General features: G+C 62.1%; 12 protein-coding genes and 3 pseudogenes. 2 read left to right on the plus strand and 13 right to left on the minus strand.

Annotated features, from left to right (window positions below; translation table 11 throughout):
• Positions 1-22: 22 nt before the first annotated feature.
• The 3 genes from yajC to queA all read right to left on the minus strand — a co-directional run bounded on the left by yajC (position 23) and on the right by queA (position 2752).
• Positions 23-358, minus strand: coding sequence for a preprotein translocase subunit YajC (gene yajC, locus ACQVLG_RS05800; protein WP_474293361.1), 336 nt, complete (start codon positions 356-358; stop codon positions 23-25).
• A 196-nt stretch (positions 359-554) separates the two neighbouring features.
• On the minus strand, positions 555-1694 hold the full coding sequence (gene tgt, locus ACQVLG_RS05805) for a tRNA guanosine(34) transglycosylase Tgt (RefSeq protein WP_034745502.1): 1140 nt from the start codon (positions 1692-1694) through the stop codon (positions 555-557).
• A gap of 2 nt (positions 1695-1696) precedes the next feature.
• The gene (gene queA, locus ACQVLG_RS05810; RefSeq protein ID WP_230539233.1) at positions 1697-2752 is read right to left on the minus strand and encodes a tRNA preQ1(34) S-adenosylmethionine ribosyltransferase-isomerase QueA; all 1056 of its coding nucleotides are present in this window, start codon (positions 2750-2752) and stop codon (positions 1697-1699) included.
• A gap of 178 nt (positions 2753-2930) precedes the next feature.
• Here queA and recG point away from each other — a divergent pair.
• A pseudogene (recG, locus tag ACQVLG_RS05815) lies at positions 2931-5034 on the plus strand (ATP-dependent DNA helicase RecG).
• Positions 5035-5041: 7 nt separating this feature from the next.
• On the opposite strand, the gene ACQVLG_RS05820 reads toward recG, so the two are convergent.
• The 10 genes and pseudogenes from ACQVLG_RS05820 to ACQVLG_RS05865 all read right to left on the minus strand — a co-directional run bounded on the left by ACQVLG_RS05820 (position 5042) and on the right by ACQVLG_RS05865 (position 14724).
• On the minus strand, positions 5042-5167 hold the full coding sequence (locus ACQVLG_RS05820) for a hypothetical protein (protein WP_474293364.1): 126 nt from the start codon (positions 5165-5167) through the stop codon (positions 5042-5044).
• Entirely contained in the window at positions 5167-6381 is a 1215-nt protein-coding gene (locus ACQVLG_RS05825; protein WP_474293365.1) for an MFS transporter, read from the minus strand. The genes ACQVLG_RS05820 and ACQVLG_RS05825 overlap by 1 nt, the downstream gene beginning before the upstream one ends.
• An 11-nt stretch (positions 6382-6392) precedes the next feature.
• Positions 6393-7382, minus strand: a complete 990-nt coding sequence (locus ACQVLG_RS05830) for a Gfo/Idh/MocA family protein (RefSeq protein ID WP_474293367.1) — start codon at positions 7380-7382, stop codon at positions 6393-6395.
• Between the two features lie 3 nt (positions 7383-7385).
• The gene (locus ACQVLG_RS05835; protein ID WP_230539237.1) at positions 7386-8201 is read right to left on the minus strand and encodes a DUF3025 domain-containing protein; all 816 of its coding nucleotides are present in this window, start codon (positions 8199-8201) and stop codon (positions 7386-7388) included.
• A 6-nt stretch (positions 8202-8207) separates the two neighbouring features.
• Positions 8208-9259 (minus strand): annotated as a pseudogene (pyrC, locus tag ACQVLG_RS05840) (dihydroorotase).
• Positions 9260-9427: 168 nt separating this feature from the next.
• Positions 9428-10153 carry an amino acid ABC transporter ATP-binding protein gene (locus tag ACQVLG_RS05845; protein WP_474293369.1) on the minus strand — a complete coding sequence of 242 codons (726 nt, stop codon included), beginning with the start codon at positions 10151-10153 and terminating at the stop codon, positions 9428-9430.
• 20 nt (positions 10154-10173) lie between these two features.
• On the minus strand, positions 10174-10866 hold the full coding sequence (locus ACQVLG_RS05850; RefSeq protein ID WP_230539240.1) for an amino acid ABC transporter permease: 693 nt from the start codon (positions 10864-10866) through the stop codon (positions 10174-10176).
• Position 10867: 1 nt separating this feature from the next.
• Positions 10868-11620 (minus strand): amino acid ABC transporter permease, encoded by a 753-nt coding sequence (locus ACQVLG_RS05855; RefSeq protein WP_474293371.1) that lies wholly within the window; start codon positions 11618-11620, stop codon positions 10868-10870.
• A 98-nt stretch (positions 11621-11718) separates the two neighbouring features.
• Positions 11719-12675: an amino acid ABC transporter substrate-binding protein gene (locus ACQVLG_RS05860; protein ID WP_230539241.1), complete on the minus strand. Its 957-nt coding sequence runs from the start codon at positions 12673-12675 to the stop codon at positions 11719-11721.
• 195 nt (positions 12676-12870) lie between these two features.
• The gene (locus ACQVLG_RS05865) at positions 12871-14724 is read right to left on the minus strand and encodes an ABCB family ABC transporter ATP-binding protein/permease (RefSeq protein WP_474293374.1); all 1854 of its coding nucleotides are present in this window, start codon (positions 14722-14724) and stop codon (positions 12871-12873) included.
• A gap of 136 nt (positions 14725-14860) precedes the next feature.
• Here ACQVLG_RS05865 and ACQVLG_RS05870 point away from each other — a divergent pair.
• Positions 14861-15228 (plus strand): annotated as a pseudogene (locus tag ACQVLG_RS05870) (acyl-CoA thioesterase).
• Positions 15229-15248 lie beyond the last annotated feature (20 nt).

Consider the following 15248-nt stretch of genomic DNA (forward strand, 5'->3'; position numbering starts at 1 on the left):
CCGAAGCAATGACAGCGAGGAATTACAGTGCCTTCAGGGTGCCTTTAGGCAGCAGCAAGGTGGTAATGGAGCTCTTTTGCACCGTGATTTCGGTGCCGGCCGCCACTTCGATGGTGACGTAAGCGTCCACTACCTTGACAACACGGCCCAGCATGCCGCCGGCGGTGACGACTTCGTCACCCTTGGCCAGCGCGTCCATCATCGCCCGTTGTTCTTTGGCGCGTTTTTGCTGTGGGCGGATCATCAGGAAATACATGACCACGAACATCAATACCAGCGGCAGGAAGCTGGTCAGGTTGCCGCCGAGACCCAGGGCTTCGGTTGGGGCTTGCGCATAAGCGTTGGAAATGAAAAACACGGTGACTCCAGTTCTAATCAGTTTGAAAAAATAGCGCTGTATTCTAGCATTGGCTATACGTCATAACCCGAATTGCAGCCATGGCAACTTTAAATGGGGCTAAAAAAGCATTATGCAATGCTTTATCGCCCCCGTCCAAGCACCAATACACAAAACTTCCGGCCATGCTGTTGCCAGAGCGCAAGCTAAGGTTTTCTTAAGTTCCGCGTGCGCGTTCCGCGTGGAATTGCAGGGTAAACGCGTGGAAACGGTCTTCGTCCAGCGCCTCGCGCATCTGGCGCATCAGGTCCAGGTAGTAATGCAGGTTGTGGATGGTATTTAAACGCGCGCCGAGGATTTCCTTGGAGCGGTGCAGATGGTGCAGGTAGGCGCGCGAAAAATTGCGGCAGGCGTAGCAGCTGCAGGTCTCGTCGAGCGGCGCCTGGTCTTCCTTGTATTTGGCGTTCTTGATCTTGATGTCGCCAAAACGGGTGAACAGCCAGCCATTGCGGGCGTTACGCGTCGGCATGACGCAGTCGAACATGTCGATGCCGTTCGACACGCCCGCCACCAGGTCTTCCGGCGTACCGACGCCCATCAGGTAATGGGGCTTGTTGGCCGGCAAGCGCGGACCCACGTGGGCCAGCATGCGCATCATGTCTTCCTTCGGCTCGCCCACGGACAGGCCGCCGATGGCGATGCCGGGGAAATCGATCTCTTCGAGCTTGGCCAGCGACTCGTCGCGCAGCATTTCGAACATGCCGCCCTGCACGATGCCGAACAACGCATTCGGGTTTTCGCCGCGGTGGAACTCGTCCTTCGAGCGCTGCGCCCAGCGCAAGGACATGCGCATGGACTTGGCCGCTTCCTCGATGGTGGCCGGACGGCCCTGAATTTCGTACGGCGTGCATTCGTCGAACTGCATGACGATGTCGGAATTCAGGACGCGCTGCACCTGCATCGACACTTCCGGCGACAGGAACAGCTTATCGCCGTTGATGGGCGAATTGAAATGCACGCCCTCTTCCGTGATCTTGCGCATGGCGCCCAGCGAAAACACCTGGAAACCGCCCGAATCCGTCAAAATAGGCTTGTTCCAGCCCATGAAGCCGTGCAAGCCGCCGAATTTCTCCATGACGGTGTTGCCTGGACGCAACCACAGGTGAAACGTGTTGCCCAGGATGATCTGCGCGTCGATCTCGTTCAGTTCCAGCGGCGACATGGCTTTCACGGAGCCGTAAGTGCCCACTGGCATGAAGATCGGCGTCTGCACGACGCCATGGTTGAGTTTCAAGGTGCCGCGGCGTGCCTTGGTCAGGCCGCTCGTGTCGGTCTTGAGTAGTGTAAATTCCAGCATGGTCAGTCTTTCACGGGAGTATCAAGGTTCAGCGGAGCGCGCGATTGCGTGGTGAGCAGCATCGCATCGCCATAGCTGAAGAAACGGTAGTTCTGCGCGATCGCATGCGCGTAGGCATGGCGGATCGGTTCATAGCCGGCAAAGGCCGACACCAGCATCAGCAGGGTCGACTTCGGCAAATGGAAGTTGGTGATCAGCCGCGTCACCGTTTTAAACGCATAGCCGGGCGTGATGAACAGGGCCGTATCGGCGCTGCCCGCCACCAGCTGGCCGCTTTGCGAAGCCGATTCCAGCGCGCGCAGGCTGGTCGTGCCGACGGCCACCACGTCGCGCCCGGCCTGCTGCGCGGCGCGCACGGCGTCGACGGTTTCCTGCGGCATGGTGTACCACTCGGTATGCATCTTGTGCTCGGCCAGCACTTCCGTGCGCACGGGCTGGAAAGTGCCGGCGCCCACGTGCAGGGTGACATAGGCAAAGTTGACGCCCTTGGCCTTCAATTGGTCGAGCAGGGCCTGGTCGAAATGCAGGCCCGCCGTCGGCGCGGCGACAGCGCCGGGCACCTTGTTGAACACTGTCTGATAGCGCGTTTCGTCGAATGCGTCCGCATCGTGCTCGATGTAGGGCGGCAGCGGCAGGCGGCCATGCGCCTCGATCAGCTCGAACACGTCGGCCTCGAAGTGCAAGGTAAAGAATTCGCCGGCGCGCTGGCCGACCGTCACGTCGAAGGCGTCGGCCAGGCGGATGCGGCAGCCGGGCGGCGGCGACTTCGACGCGCGCACCTGGGCCAGCACGGTGCGGTCGTCGAGCACGCGCTCGACGAGCGCCTCGATCTTGCCGCCGCTTTCCTTGACGCCGAAGAAGCGCGCCTTCAACACGCGCGTATCGTTCATTACCAGCAGGTCGCCCGCCTGCAACAGCCCGACGATATCGGCAAAGCTGCGGTCAACCAGGGCGTCGCCGTCCAGGTGCAACAGGCGCGAGGCGCTGCGCTCGGCCAATGGAGTTTGCGCAATGTTTTCTTGCGGCAAATTAAAATCGAAATCGGAAAGCGAATACATGCGTTTTGCTTCAAAAGTACGTCAAAAATGATTAGGAGTGCGCAATGGAACATCTGGCACTATACTGTGCGCCTATACAGGCATTACAATAATCCGCCGCAACAATTTACAACTGCGGTACGCACAGGGTGTGCCGGACAACCCTCTATTTTACGCTAGCGGCACCAAAACCTTGCATATGTCCGATCCCAAGCCCGATCTTCCTCCCACAGCCAAGCCTGCCGCGAAGCCGAAAGCCGTCAAAAAGGTGGTCAGCACGGAAAGCCGGCTGGCCAAGCTGGGCTTGCGCACGGATATGGACCTGGTGCTGCACCTGCCGATGCGCTACGAGGATGAGACCAAGGTCTACACCATCCGCGACGCCTGCCTGCGCGGCGGCGAGTCGTGGCAGGTGGAAGGGGTCGTCACCAAGTGCGAAGTCAACTTCAAGCCGCGCAAGCAATTGCTGGTGACGATCGCCGACGAAACGGGCAATTTGCTGCTGCGCTTCATGAATTTCTATGGCAGCCAGGTCAAGCAGCTGGCCGAAGGCACGCGGGTACGCGCGCGCGCCGAACTCAAACACGGCTTTTTCGGCGCCGAGATGGTGCACCCGACGTATAAAGTCGTCAACGAGGGCGCGCCGCTGCCCACGGCCCTGACGCCCGTGTATCCGTCCGGCGAAGGCTTGTCGCAGCACGTGCTGCGGCGCGAGATCGCGGACGCCATGCGCCGTATCGACTGGCAGGACACCTTGCCTGATCATCTGCTGCGCGAGATGCAGCTATCGCCGTTCCGCGCTGCCGTGCACCTGCTGCACTATCCGCCGCAGGACATCGATGAAAGCGCGCTGATGGACCGCTCGCACCCGGCCTGGGTGCGCATGAAGTTCGATGAACTGCTGGCACAGCAGCTGTCGCTCAAACGCGCCCAGCGCGCGCGCGCGCTCGAAAGGCGCGGCGTCCTTGCCCGTCGTCGGCACCTTGTCGAACGCCTTCGGCGCCGCCCTGCCCTTCAAGCTGACGGGCGCGCAGGCGCGCGTGCTCGATGAAATCCGCGCCGACCTGCGCCAGCCGTATCCGATGCAGCGCTTGCTGCAAGGCGACGTCGGCAGCGGCAAGACGGTGGTGGCCGCTTTATCCGCCACGCAGGCGATCGACAGCGGCTACCAGGCCGCGCTGATGGCGCCCACGGAGATTCTGGCCGAGCAGCACTTCCGCAAGATCGCCGCCTGGATGGAACCGCTGGGCGTGAAGGTAGCGTGGCTGACGGGCAGCCTGAAGAAAAAGGAAAAGACGGCGGCGCTGGCCCTGATCGAATCGGGCGAAGCGCAGCTGGTGATCGGCACGCATGCGCTGATCCAGGATAACGTGCTGTTTGCGAAACTGGGCCTGGTGATCGTCGACGAGCAGCACCGCTTCGGCGTGGGCCAGCGCCTGACCCTGCGCAACAAGGGCGACAGCGCGGCCGTGCCGCACCAGCTGATGATGTCGGCCACGCCCATCCCGCGCACCCTGGCCATGACGTATTACGCCGACCTGGAAGTGTCGGTGATCGACGAGCTGCCGCCCGGGCGCAGCCCCATCGTCACGCGCGCCATCGACCAGAACCGGCGCGACGAAGTCATCGCCCGCGTGTATGCGGCCGCGCTGGAAGGCCGGCAGGTGTACTGGGTCTGCCCGCTGATCGAGGAATCGGAAGCGCTGCAGCTGCAGACGGCCACCGACACCTACATGATGCTGGCCGAGGCCCTGCCCGCGCTGCAGGTGGGCCTGGTGCACGGCCGCCTGAAGCCAGCGGAAAAACAGGAAGTGATGGATGCCTTTATCGCCGGCCATATCCACGTGCTGGTGGCCACCACCGTCATCGAGGTGGGTGTCGATGTGCCGAACGCCTCGCTGATGGTGATCGAGCACGCCGAGCGCTTCGGCTTGTCGCAGCTGCACCAGCTGCGCGGCCGCGTGGGCCGCGGCTCGGCGGCCAGCGTCTGCCTGCTGCTGTACCAGGGACCGCTGGGCGGCGTGGCGCGCCAGCGTTTGATGACCATGCGCGAAACAACGGACGGTTTTGAAATTGCCCGCCGCGACCTGGAAATCCGCGGACCCGGCGAATTCCTCGGCGCGCGCCAGTCCGGCCAGGCCATGCTGCGCTTCGCGGACCTGGAAACGGATCAATGGTTAGTTGACCAGGCGCGCGACGTGGCGCACGACCTGCTGCACGCCACCACGGCCGCCGCCGCAGCCACCGTGGAAGCCCACCTGGCGCGCTGGCTCGGCGGGAAAGAGGAATTTTTAAAAGTCTAAGAGCGCCCTACATGCACATCCAGAAGCGGTTCGCCAGGTCGAGCATGAAGTCGGGCCGCAGATAGGCCAGGAAGACGATGGCCAGCAGCACGGCGCCGGCCAGGCGCCACAGCCACGTGCGCCAACTCCCCATTATGCCGCCACCGCCACGCGCTTGACGGCACGCTCGTCGATGGGCAGGTTGATCAACGCGGCCAGCAAGCCCAGGCCGATGGTGATCATCCACACGACGTGGTAACTGCCCTGGTGCTCGTACAGATAGCCGCCCAGCCAAGCACCGAGGAAACTGCCCACCTGGTGCGAGAAGAACACCATCCCGGCCAGCATCGACAAATGCTTGACGCCAAAGATGCCGGCGATGATGCCGTTCGTCAGCGGCACGGTCGACAGCCACAGCACGCCCATGCCGGCGGCGAACAGGTACACCGACCACGCCGACAATGGCGCCAGCAGGAATACGGTGATGACCACGGCGCGCGTCACGTAGATGGCCGACAGCAGGTAGCGCTTGGCGATCTTGCCACCGAGTTTACCCGCATAGTAGGAGCCGACGATGTTGAACAGGCCGATCAGGGCCAGCGCCGTGACGGCGATGTTCGGGTTCATCAGGCCCTGGTCCTTCAGGTAGGCGGGCAAGTGCACGCCAATGAACACCAGCTGGAAACCGCAGACAAAATAGCCGGCCAGCAGCAGCCAGAACGAGCGGCTGGCGATGGCTTCGCTGAAGGCGGCACCGACGCTTTGCTGCGGGCCGCTGGCGTGCGACACGGGCGGCTCGCGCAGGTAGAAGGCCATCGGAATCATGGCCAGCAGCACCAGCGCGGCCAGCACGTAAAAGGCGTTTTGCCAGCCCACGGCGGAGATCAGCTGCTGCTCCACCGGCATCATCAGGAACTGGCCGAACGAGCCAGCCGCCGACGAGATGCCGAAGGCCCACGAGCGCTGCTCGGGCGGCGCGCTGCGGCCGATGATGCCGCTGATGGCGCCAAAGGCCGTGCAGGCCAGCGCCAGGCCGATGAAGATGCCGGAACCGACGATGAACAGGGTGGGCTGCGTCATCAGCGCCATCCACACGAGGCCCGCCATGTAGCTGATGGCGCCGACGATGACGACGCGCATGGTGCCGAAACGGTCGGCCGCCATGCCGGCGAACGGGCCGAAGACGCCCCACATCAGGTTTTGCATGGCCAGCGCCAGCGAATACGTTTCGCGCGTCCAGCCGTTCGCTTGCGAGATCGGCTGCATCCAGAAGCCCAGGCCGTGGCGCACGCCCATCGCCAGGGTCAGGACGACGCCGCTGGCGATGAGGACAGTCTTCAGGCTGGGACGCGATGCGTGCAATGTCATGGGATTCCTGTTCACGCCTGGTCGGCTTGGTAAACGAGGCCGATCTGGCCGCGCATGGTATCGAGGTTGCGCATCAGCGCCACGCTGTCGGCGTGCGGCATGACGGGGCTTTCCAGCAGGCCGGCGCGGATGCAGCGCATCGCTTCGATGGCCTCGTGCGCATAGCCATTGCCCAGGTGCGGCGCGGCGACGACGCGGCGTTCGCCATCCATCGTTTCGACGATCAGCTGGTCGGGCTTGTAAAAACGGCTGGGCAGGCGGATGCGCCCCAGGCTGCCGGAAATGGTCATTTCCGTCGGCGTCTGCGCGCGCAGACTGCAGGCGCAGGACGAGGTGCCGCCACCCGCGTGCAGCAGCGAGAACACCACCTGTTCATCGACGCCGGTGGCGCCCATCTCGGCCAGCGCCTGCACCTGCGATACTGGGCCGAGGAAGAAGGCCGCCATCGACAGCGGATAGATACCCACGTCGAGCAGCGCGCCGCCGCCGAGTTCCGGATTGAACATGCGGTGCTCGGGCGGGAAATTGGCGACAAAGCCGATATCGGCCTGCACTTGCCGCAGCACGCCGATTTCGCCGCTGGCGATGATGCGTTTGGCTTCCTGCACGGCGGGCAGGAAACGGCTCCACATCGCTTCCATCAAAAACCGCTTTTTCTCGCGCGCCAGGTCAACCATGGCCAGCGCCTCGGGCGCGTTCATGGTGAACGGCTTTTCGCACACGACGTGCTTGCCGGCGGCCAGGCACATCAGGGCATTTTCCGCATGCAGGGTGTGCGGCGTGGCGATGTAGATTACGTCCACGCCAGGATCGTCAGCCAGCGCCTGGTAGGAGCCGTGACAACGCTCGATGCCGAATTCGGCGCCGAACGCTTGCGCGCCGGCGGCGCTGCGCGAGGCGACGGCCGCCAGCTGCGCTCCAGGCGCGTCGCGCAAGCCATTGGCCATCGCGCGGGCGATCTTGCCGGTGCCGAGGATGCCCCAGCGGACGGTATGCTCCATGCTCTACTCTCTTTCTGTGCCTGCTGCCTTGCGCTTCGGGCGGAACACCGCCGCGTCATTGTAAAAATCGTCGTCCTGGCCTTCGCACCAGCCGGGCAAGCCCAGCACCGGCAGCGGCGTGAAGTCCGCCGTGGTGAGGCCCTGCTGTGCCAGGTCCTGCGCCACCCGCTCGTCGAGCCAGGCGCGCCGTGCCGCGTCGTCGAGCGCAAAGTAAGCGTCGCCGGCAAGGATCACGCGCGTATGCGCCGTGATGGCCTTGCGCGGCGCTACCAGTTTTTCCATCAGTGCGTGGCCGAACAGCCAGACTTCGGCGTCGCCGCCTGCGCCAAATTTATCACGCTGCGCGATGAACGCGCTGCGCCAGTCGTGCCCGCGCAAGGCCGCTTCCAGCGCGCGCCCCGCATCGCTGTCGCGCAGCACCAGCAAGGCGGAGTTTTCATCGAAAATGGTCGCGCCGTCGCGCGCGGGACCACGCGATTTACCGACGCCGGACAGGGCGATCTGCGCGGCCTGCAGCGCATTCAACTGCCGCTTGATGCGCGGGAAAGTGAGCCACACGAGTGCGTTGAAAAAATCGTGCAGATTGTCGCGCGTGGGCACGCCGCCCGTGGCGCCGATGAACTCTTCGTAGGCCATGCCTTCGGGCAGGTCCGCTTGCGGCACGAAGGCCAGCGGCAAGCCGGACGGATTGCGCAAGTCCAGCGCCCGCGCACGTCCGTTCAGCGCCGCGATCACCGTGTCGCGCTGCAGGTCCAGCTGCCGTCGCGCCGGCAGCACCGTGGCAAACCAGGGGCGGGTCCAGTCTATCGATGGCAGCATGAACGCTTAGACCATTTTCCAGTTGATCTGTTCGCCCGCGTTGAGCGGAATCACGTGGCTGTCGCCCAGCGGCAGCGAAGCCGGCAAGGTCCAGCTTTCGCGACGCAAGGTGATGGTATCCGTGTTGCGCGGCACGCCGTAGAAGGCCGGGCCGTGGAAGCTGGCGAACGCCTCCAGTTTATCGAGCGCGCCGGCGCGCTCGAACGCTTCCGCATACATTTCCATCGCGTGCAGGGCCGTATAGCAGCCGGCGCAGCCGCAGGCCATTTCCTTGGCGCCTTGCGCGTGCGGCGCCGAATCGGTGCCGAGGAAGAAGCGCTCGTCGCCGCTGGCGGCTGCCGTCATCAGCGCCAGGCGGTGCTCTTCGCGCTTGAGGATGGGCAGGCAGTAGTAATGGGGGCGGATGCCGCCCTTGAAAATCTCGTTGCGGTTGTACAGCAGATGGTGCGCCGTGATGGTGGCGCGATCGGGCCTTCCGCTTCAGCCACGTACTGCGCCGCATCCTTGGTGGTGATATGCTCGAACACGACGGACAGGGCCGGGAAGGCGCTGCGCAGCGGACGCATCACGCGTTCGATGAAGACGGCTTCGCGGTCGAAAATGTCGATTTCCGGATCCGTCACTTCGCCGTGCACGAGGAAGGGCATGCCCACTTCCTGCATCACTTCAAGCACCCTGTAGCAATTCTTCAAATCCGTCACGCCCAGGTCGGAATTCGTCGTCGCGCCGGCCGGATACAGTTTCACGGCCTGCACGATGCCGCTGTCCTGCGCGCGGCGGATTTCGTCGGGCGAGGTGTTGTTCGTCAGGTACAGCACCATCAGCGGATCGAAGTTCACGCCCTCCGGCACGGCGGCCAGGATGCGCTCGCGGTAGGCGCTGGCATCGGCCGTGGTGGTAACGGGCGGCTTCAGGTTCGGCATGACGATGGCGCGAGCGAACTGGCGCGCGCTGTGCGGCAGCACGCTGGCCATGACGGCGCCATCGCGCAGGTGCAAATGCCAGTCGTCTGGACGGGTGATGGTGATGGAATCGGGGGTGTGATCGGGTGTGGACATGGCGGCTGCTCTCAGGCGGTCATTGCGGATAGCGCCATTTTACCAGCCGCGGGGCTGCCTTTGCGGCCAGGCTGCCGGAGGCAAACCGGACGCAAACCGGACGCAAGCGTGCTGTCAACGCAAAAACGGCCGGTGGAAACCGGCCGCTTTTATCAAGAAAACCTGGGATCAGTGAATGATTTTCGCCAAGAAATCACGCGCACGGTCCGAGCGCGTCGTGTTGAAGAAATCATCCTTGCTGCAATCCTCGATGATTTTGCCCTGATCCATGAAGACGATGCGGTTGGCCACGCGCCGGGCAAAACCCATTTCGTGCGTGACGACCATCATCGTCATACCTTCCTGCGCCAGGCCCACCATCACGTCGAGCACTTCGTTGATCATTTCCGGGTCGAGCGCCGATGTCGGCTCGTCGAACAGCATGGCGATCGGGTCCATCGACAGCGCGCGGGCAATCGCCACGCGCTGCTGCTGGCCGCCCGACAACTGGCCCGGGAATTTATCCTGCTGCGACAGCAGGCCCACGCGGTCCAGGTATTTCAAGCCCTTGGCATTGGCTTCGTCGGCGCTACGGCCCAGCACCTTGATCTGGCCGATGGTCAGGTTTTCGCGGATGGACAAATGCGGGAACAGCTCGAAATTCTGGAACACCATGCCGATGCGCGCGCGCAATTTGGACAGGTTCGTCTTCGGGTGGTTGACGGCGATGCCGTCGACGAAAATCTGTCCCTGCTGGATCGGCTCGAGGCCGTTGACGGTCTTGATCAAGGTCGACTTGCCGGAGCCGGACGGGCCGCAAATGACCATCACGTCGCCCTTGTCGACATTGGTGCTGCAGTCGGTCAGTACCTGGAACTGGCCATACCATTTGCTGACGTTATTGAGTTCAATCATCTTGTTCTTTCTTTTTACGGTTAGCGAATGATGGCGACGCGTTTCTGCAGGCGTTTTACCAGGAATGACAAGGCATAGCACAGCACGAAATACACGACGGCGACAAACACGTACATCTCCACCAGGCGGCCGTCGCGCTGCGCGATTTTCGAGGCGGCGCCGACGAAATCGGGGATCGACAGCACGTACACGAGCGACACGTCCTGGAACAGCACGATGGTTTGCGTCAGCAGCACGGGAATCATGTTGCGGAAGGCTTGCGGCAGCACGATGAAGGCCATGGTCTGCGAGTAATTCATGCCCAGCGCCTGGCCCGCCCACACCTGGCCGCGGGGAATTGACTGTATGCCGCTGCGCATGATCTCGCAATAGTAGGCCGCCTCGAACATGATGAAGGTGATCAGCGCGGAAGAAAACGCACCCACTTTCACGGGTTCGTTGGCGCCGATGACCCAGGCGGCGATATACGGCACCAGGAAGTAGAACCAGAAGATCACCAGCACCAGCGGGATCGAGCGTATCAGGTTGACGTAGCTCGACGCCACGCCCGAGATGAGGCGGCTGCCGGACAAGCGCATCAGCGCCAGCACGGTGCCCAGCACGATGCCGCCGACCATGGCCAGCGCCGTCAGTTTCAGGGTAAACACCATGCCGGTCTGGAACAGGTAGACCCACGAGCGGGAGATGACGTCGAAGTCGAAATTGCCGAACATATCAGTGTCCTCCCGTCTTGGCGCCGGCCACGATGAAGCCCGGGATGGCGACCTTTTTTTCGATCAGGTGCATCAGCACCACCACCAGCAGGTTGACGACGACGTAGATGATGGTGGCGGCCGAAAACGCCTCGAACACCTGGAAGGAAAACTCCTGGATGGCGCGCGCGCTGGCCGTCAGTTCGATCAGGCCAATGGTCAACGCCACGGAACTGTTCTTGATGATGTTTAAAAACTCGCTGGTCAGCGGCGGCATGATGACGCGCGCGGCCATCGGCAGCAGAATGAAGCGGTAGGTTTGCTGCGGCAGGGTCAGGCCCAGCGCCGTGCCGGCCAGTTTCTGCCCGCGCGGCAGCGCCTCGATGCCCGTCGTCACCTGCACGGCCACGCGCGAGGAGGTAAAGAATCCCAGGCACAGCACGGCCGTGACGAACGGCGCATTCGGCAGCGACTTGACCCAGGCGCCCAGATCAGGCGGCAGCAGTTCCGGCATGACGAAATACCAGAGGAACATCTGCACCAGCAGCGGCACATTGCGAAACAATTCCACATACGCATTGGCCACGCCCACCAGCCATTTGTTCGGCAAGGTGCGCACGGTGCCGATCACCAGACCCAATATCAGCGCCATGATCCAGGCCGTACCGGCCGTGGCCAGGGTCCAGATCAAGCCGGACCACAGCGTGTCCATATACGTGCCCACGCCATCGGGAGAAATCTCCCAGAAAATGCGCCAATTCCAGTTGTAATTCATGATCATCCTTCCCGTGCAGCCCAAGGACGGCGGCCAGCCGGCCGACCATCCCGCAAATAAATCGGGAGGCTTGCGCCTCCCGGTTTGTTACGCAATCTTTACTTTTTCCGTTTGTCCGAAGTCTTCTGCGCTTCGGGCACGGCCGCATATGCTGCCGGGTCGCCCGAGTCGGTCGGATTCATGAACACGGCCTTCAGTTGCGGCGGCATGGGGAATTTCAGGTTGATGTTTTTCGGTGGAATCGGCGAGGTAAACCATTTCGCATAAATGCGGTTGATGTCGTCGCTCTTGTACAGGCGGATCAGCGCGTCGTCGACCACTTTCTTGAAGGCCGGGTCGCCCTTGCGCAGCATGATGCCGTATGGCTCGACCGACAGCGCTTCCTTGGTGATTTCGTAGTCGTTCGGGTTCTTCGAGTTGGCCACTTGCGAGGCCAGCAAAATGTCGTCGTTGGCTTCGGCCACCGCGCGGCCCGTTTCCAGCATCAGGAACGACTCGGGATGATCCTTGCCGACGGCAATGTTCATGCCCAGGTTCTTTTCCTTGTTGAGGATGGTCATCTGCTTGATGGTCGACGTGCCGGCCGTAGCGACCAGGGTCTTGCCGCGCAAGTCTTCCAGGGTCTTGATGTTCGAGGATTTTTTCGCCAGGATGCGATTGCCGATGACGAACATGGTCGGGGCGAATGCCACCTGCTGCTGGCGCTCCAGGTTGTTCGTCGTCGAGCCGCATTCGAGGTCGATAGTGCCGTTGGCCATTAGCGGAATGCGGTTGGCCGACGTGACGGGGCTCATCACCACTTTCAGTTCGCTCAGGCCCAGGTGCTTTTGCAGGGCCGTGACGACTTTCATGCACAGGTCGATCGAATAACCCTGGTATTGCTGCTTGTCATCGAGATAGGAGAAGGGCACGGAGCCGTCGCGCACGCCGAGGGTGACGGAACCGGCTTTCTTGATCTTGGCCAATGTGCCGGTCAATTCCTGGGCCTGGACTGGCGACATGCTGCTGATGACACCGACGCTGAGCAGCGTGGCGATGATTTTGGTCAATTTCATAAATTCTCCTGGGCGGACAAACCGGATGGACTCCGAACGAAACAACTGTGGTGCAGACGCCACCAATGGAATTAATTTTATTTCATTTTCAGCGCCGGACCAGCCGTTTTCTGCGATTGCCGTCAAATAGGCGCTATACGCGCGCCTGAAGGGGCGCGGCTGTAGCATTTTTCCTACTGATTTCCCATTCCCGATTTATTTTGCCGGCGCCAGCCCCGCCAACTCGTCCTGTTCGCCGCGCTCTTCATCCTGGTTCGCCTGCTGGCGTTGCCACATCTGCGCGTACAGGCCATCCGCCGCCAGCAATTGCGGATGCGTGCCCCGTTCGACGATGCGGCCATGGTCGAGCACGAGGATTTGCTGGGCGTCGGCCACCGTCGACAGACGGTGCGCGATCACCAGGGTGGTACGGTTTTTGGCGATGTCCTTCAGCTGCGCCTGGATCGCCTGTTCGGCCTTGGAGTCGAGCGCCGAAGTGGCTTCATCGAAGATCAGGATGGCCGGGTCTTTCAGCAAGGTGCGGGCGATGGCCACGCGCTGCTTTTCGCCGCCCGACAGTTTTAAACCCCGCTCGCCCACCATGGAGTTGTAGCCATCTGGCAAGCTTTCAATAAAATCATGGATCGATGCCGCTTTCGCCGCCGCCACGATGGCGTCCTTGCTGGCGCCTGGCTTGCCATAGGCGATGTTGTATTCGATGGTGTCGTTGAACAGCACCGTATCCTGCGGCACGATGCCGATGGCCGCGCGCAACGAATCCTGCGTTACGGCGCGCAAGTCCTGGCCATCGATGGTGATGCCGCCGCCATCGACTTCATAGAAGCGGAACAGTAAACGCGACAAGGTCGACTTGCCCGAGCCGCTGTGGCCCACCACGGCCGTCGTGGTGCCGGCCGGTATCTGGAAATCCACGTCAAACAGGATTTGCCGCTTCGCTTCATAGCTGAAATCCACATGCGCGAAACGCACGGCCGCGCCGCGCGTGACGAGCGGTTTGGCGTCCGGCGTATCGGCGATTTCGCGGTTTTCGTTCAGCAAGGAAAACAGGCGTTCCATGTCGGCCAGGCTTTGCTTGATTTCGCGATAAATAACGCCCAGGAAATTGAGGGGAATATACAGCTGGATCATGAAGGCGTTCACCAGCACTAGGTCGCCCAGAGTCATCGTGCCGGCGATCACGCCCACGGTGGCGCGCCAGAGAATTAATGTCACGGCCGTGGCGATGATCAGCGACTGGCCCGTATTGAGCAAGGACAAGGAAGTTTGCGATTTCACGGCCGCCGATTCGTAGCGCTGCAAGCCCTCGTCGTAGCGCTTCGCCTCGTAATCCTCGTTGCCGAAATATTTCACGGTTTCATAGTTAATCAGCGAATCGATGGCCTTGGTATTTGCCTTCGAATCGAGGTCGTTCATGGTGCGGCGGAAATGCGTGCGCCAGTTCGTCACCAGCACGGTGAACGCGATGTACGACACCAGCGCCACCGCCGTGATCACGGTGAACCAGATGTCGTAATGCAAGACCAGATAGCCGAGCACGAGGGTGATTTCCACCAGGGTCGGCAAGATGTTGAACAGGGTGTAGGAAATGAGCGAACCGACACTGCGCGTGCCCCGTTCGATATCGCGCGTCATGCCGCCCGTCTGGCGGTTCAAATGAAAACGCAGGGACAAGGCATGCAGGTGGCGGAACACTTGCAGGGCGATGGTGCGCACGGCGCGCTGCGTGACCCGGGCGAACAGAAATTCGCGCAATTCCGTAAACAAGGTGGTCGACAGGCGCAGCAAGCCGTAAGCCACGAGCAAGCCGACGGGCAGCACCAGCAGCGCCTGCGGATGCGCCGCCGTGATCGTCATGGCGTCGACGAGTTTTTTCAGGATCAGCGGCACGCCCACGTTGGCCAGCTTGGCGCCCACCAGGCAAAGCAGCGCCAGCAGCACTCGCCATTTGTAGACCCACAGGTATGGCAGCAAGGTCTTGATGGTGGCGAAATCGCTGTGGCTGGCGGAAGCTGGCGAGCGGGGCGGAGGGGGAGTCTGGGAACGGCGCATGGCGAAGGTCGGCTTTTTATGGTTCAATCGCAGCAATTGTAGCCTTTCATGAGAATAAAAGATGAGCACCTCCCCCGCCCGCCCCGACAACTGCCTCGCCTCCGGCCTGCCCGCCGGAAAAATGCCGGAATTGCGCATGATGCCCGCGCCGTCCGACGCCAATGTGTACGGCGACGTCTTCGGCGGCTGGATCATGGCGCAAGTCGATATCGCCGGTTCCCTGCCGGCCACGCGGCGCGCCAACGGCCGTGTCGCCACCATCGCCGTCAACTCCTTCGTCTTCAAAAATCCCGTCTTCGTCGGCGATCTTCTTTCCTTCTACGCCGACATCGTCAAGGTGGGCAATACCTCGATCACCGTCAATGTCGAGGTGTATGCCGAGCGCAACCGCCTGCAGGCGTGCATCGTGAAAGTCACGGAAGCAACCCTGATCTACGTGGCGCGACGGACTCCGACCGCAAGCCGCGCAAGGTGCCGCCCATTGAGACCTTATTGGCGTCCTGATTGTCGTATTAATCCCACGT

Source organism: Janthinobacterium sp. TPC_1, assembly GCF_056037845.1.

Excerpts from the sequence above, each read along its gene's own strand:
- tgt (WP_034745502.1), bottom strand. The coding sequence starts at position 1,694 with ATGCTGGAATTTACACTACTCAAGACCGACACGAGCGGCCTGACCAAG.
- queA (WP_230539233.1), bottom strand. The coding sequence starts at position 2,752 with ATGTATTCGCTTTCCGATTTCGATTTTAATTTGCCGCAAGAAAACATT.
- ACQVLG_RS05820 (WP_474293364.1), bottom strand. The coding sequence starts at position 5,167 with ATGGGGAGTTGGCGCACGTGGCTGTGGCGCCTGGCCGGCGCCGTGCTG.
- ACQVLG_RS05825 (WP_474293365.1), bottom strand. The coding sequence starts at position 6,381 with ATGACATTGCACGCATCGCGTCCCAGCCTGAAGACTGTCCTCATCGCC.
- ACQVLG_RS05830 (WP_474293367.1), bottom strand. The coding sequence starts at position 7,382 with ATGGAGCATACCGTCCGCTGGGGCATCCTCGGCACCGGCAAGATCGCC.
- ACQVLG_RS05835 (WP_230539237.1), bottom strand. The coding sequence starts at position 8,201 with ATGCTGCCATCGATAGACTGGACCCGCCCCTGGTTTGCCACGGTGCTG.
- ACQVLG_RS05845 (WP_474293369.1), bottom strand. The coding sequence starts at position 10,153 with ATGATTGAACTCAATAACGTCAGCAAATGGTATGGCCAGTTCCAGGTA.
- ACQVLG_RS05850 (WP_230539240.1), bottom strand. The coding sequence starts at position 10,866 with ATGTTCGGCAATTTCGACTTCGACGTCATCTCCCGCTCGTGGGTCTAC.
- ACQVLG_RS05855 (WP_474293371.1), bottom strand. The coding sequence starts at position 11,620 with ATGAATTACAACTGGAATTGGCGCATTTTCTGGGAGATTTCTCCCGAT.
- ACQVLG_RS05860 (WP_230539241.1), bottom strand. The coding sequence starts at position 12,675 with ATGAAATTGACCAAAATCATCGCCACGCTGCTCAGCGTCGGTGTCATC.
- ACQVLG_RS05865 (WP_474293374.1), bottom strand. The coding sequence starts at position 14,724 with ATGCGCCGTTCCCAGACTCCCCCTCCGCCCCGCTCGCCAGCTTCCGCC.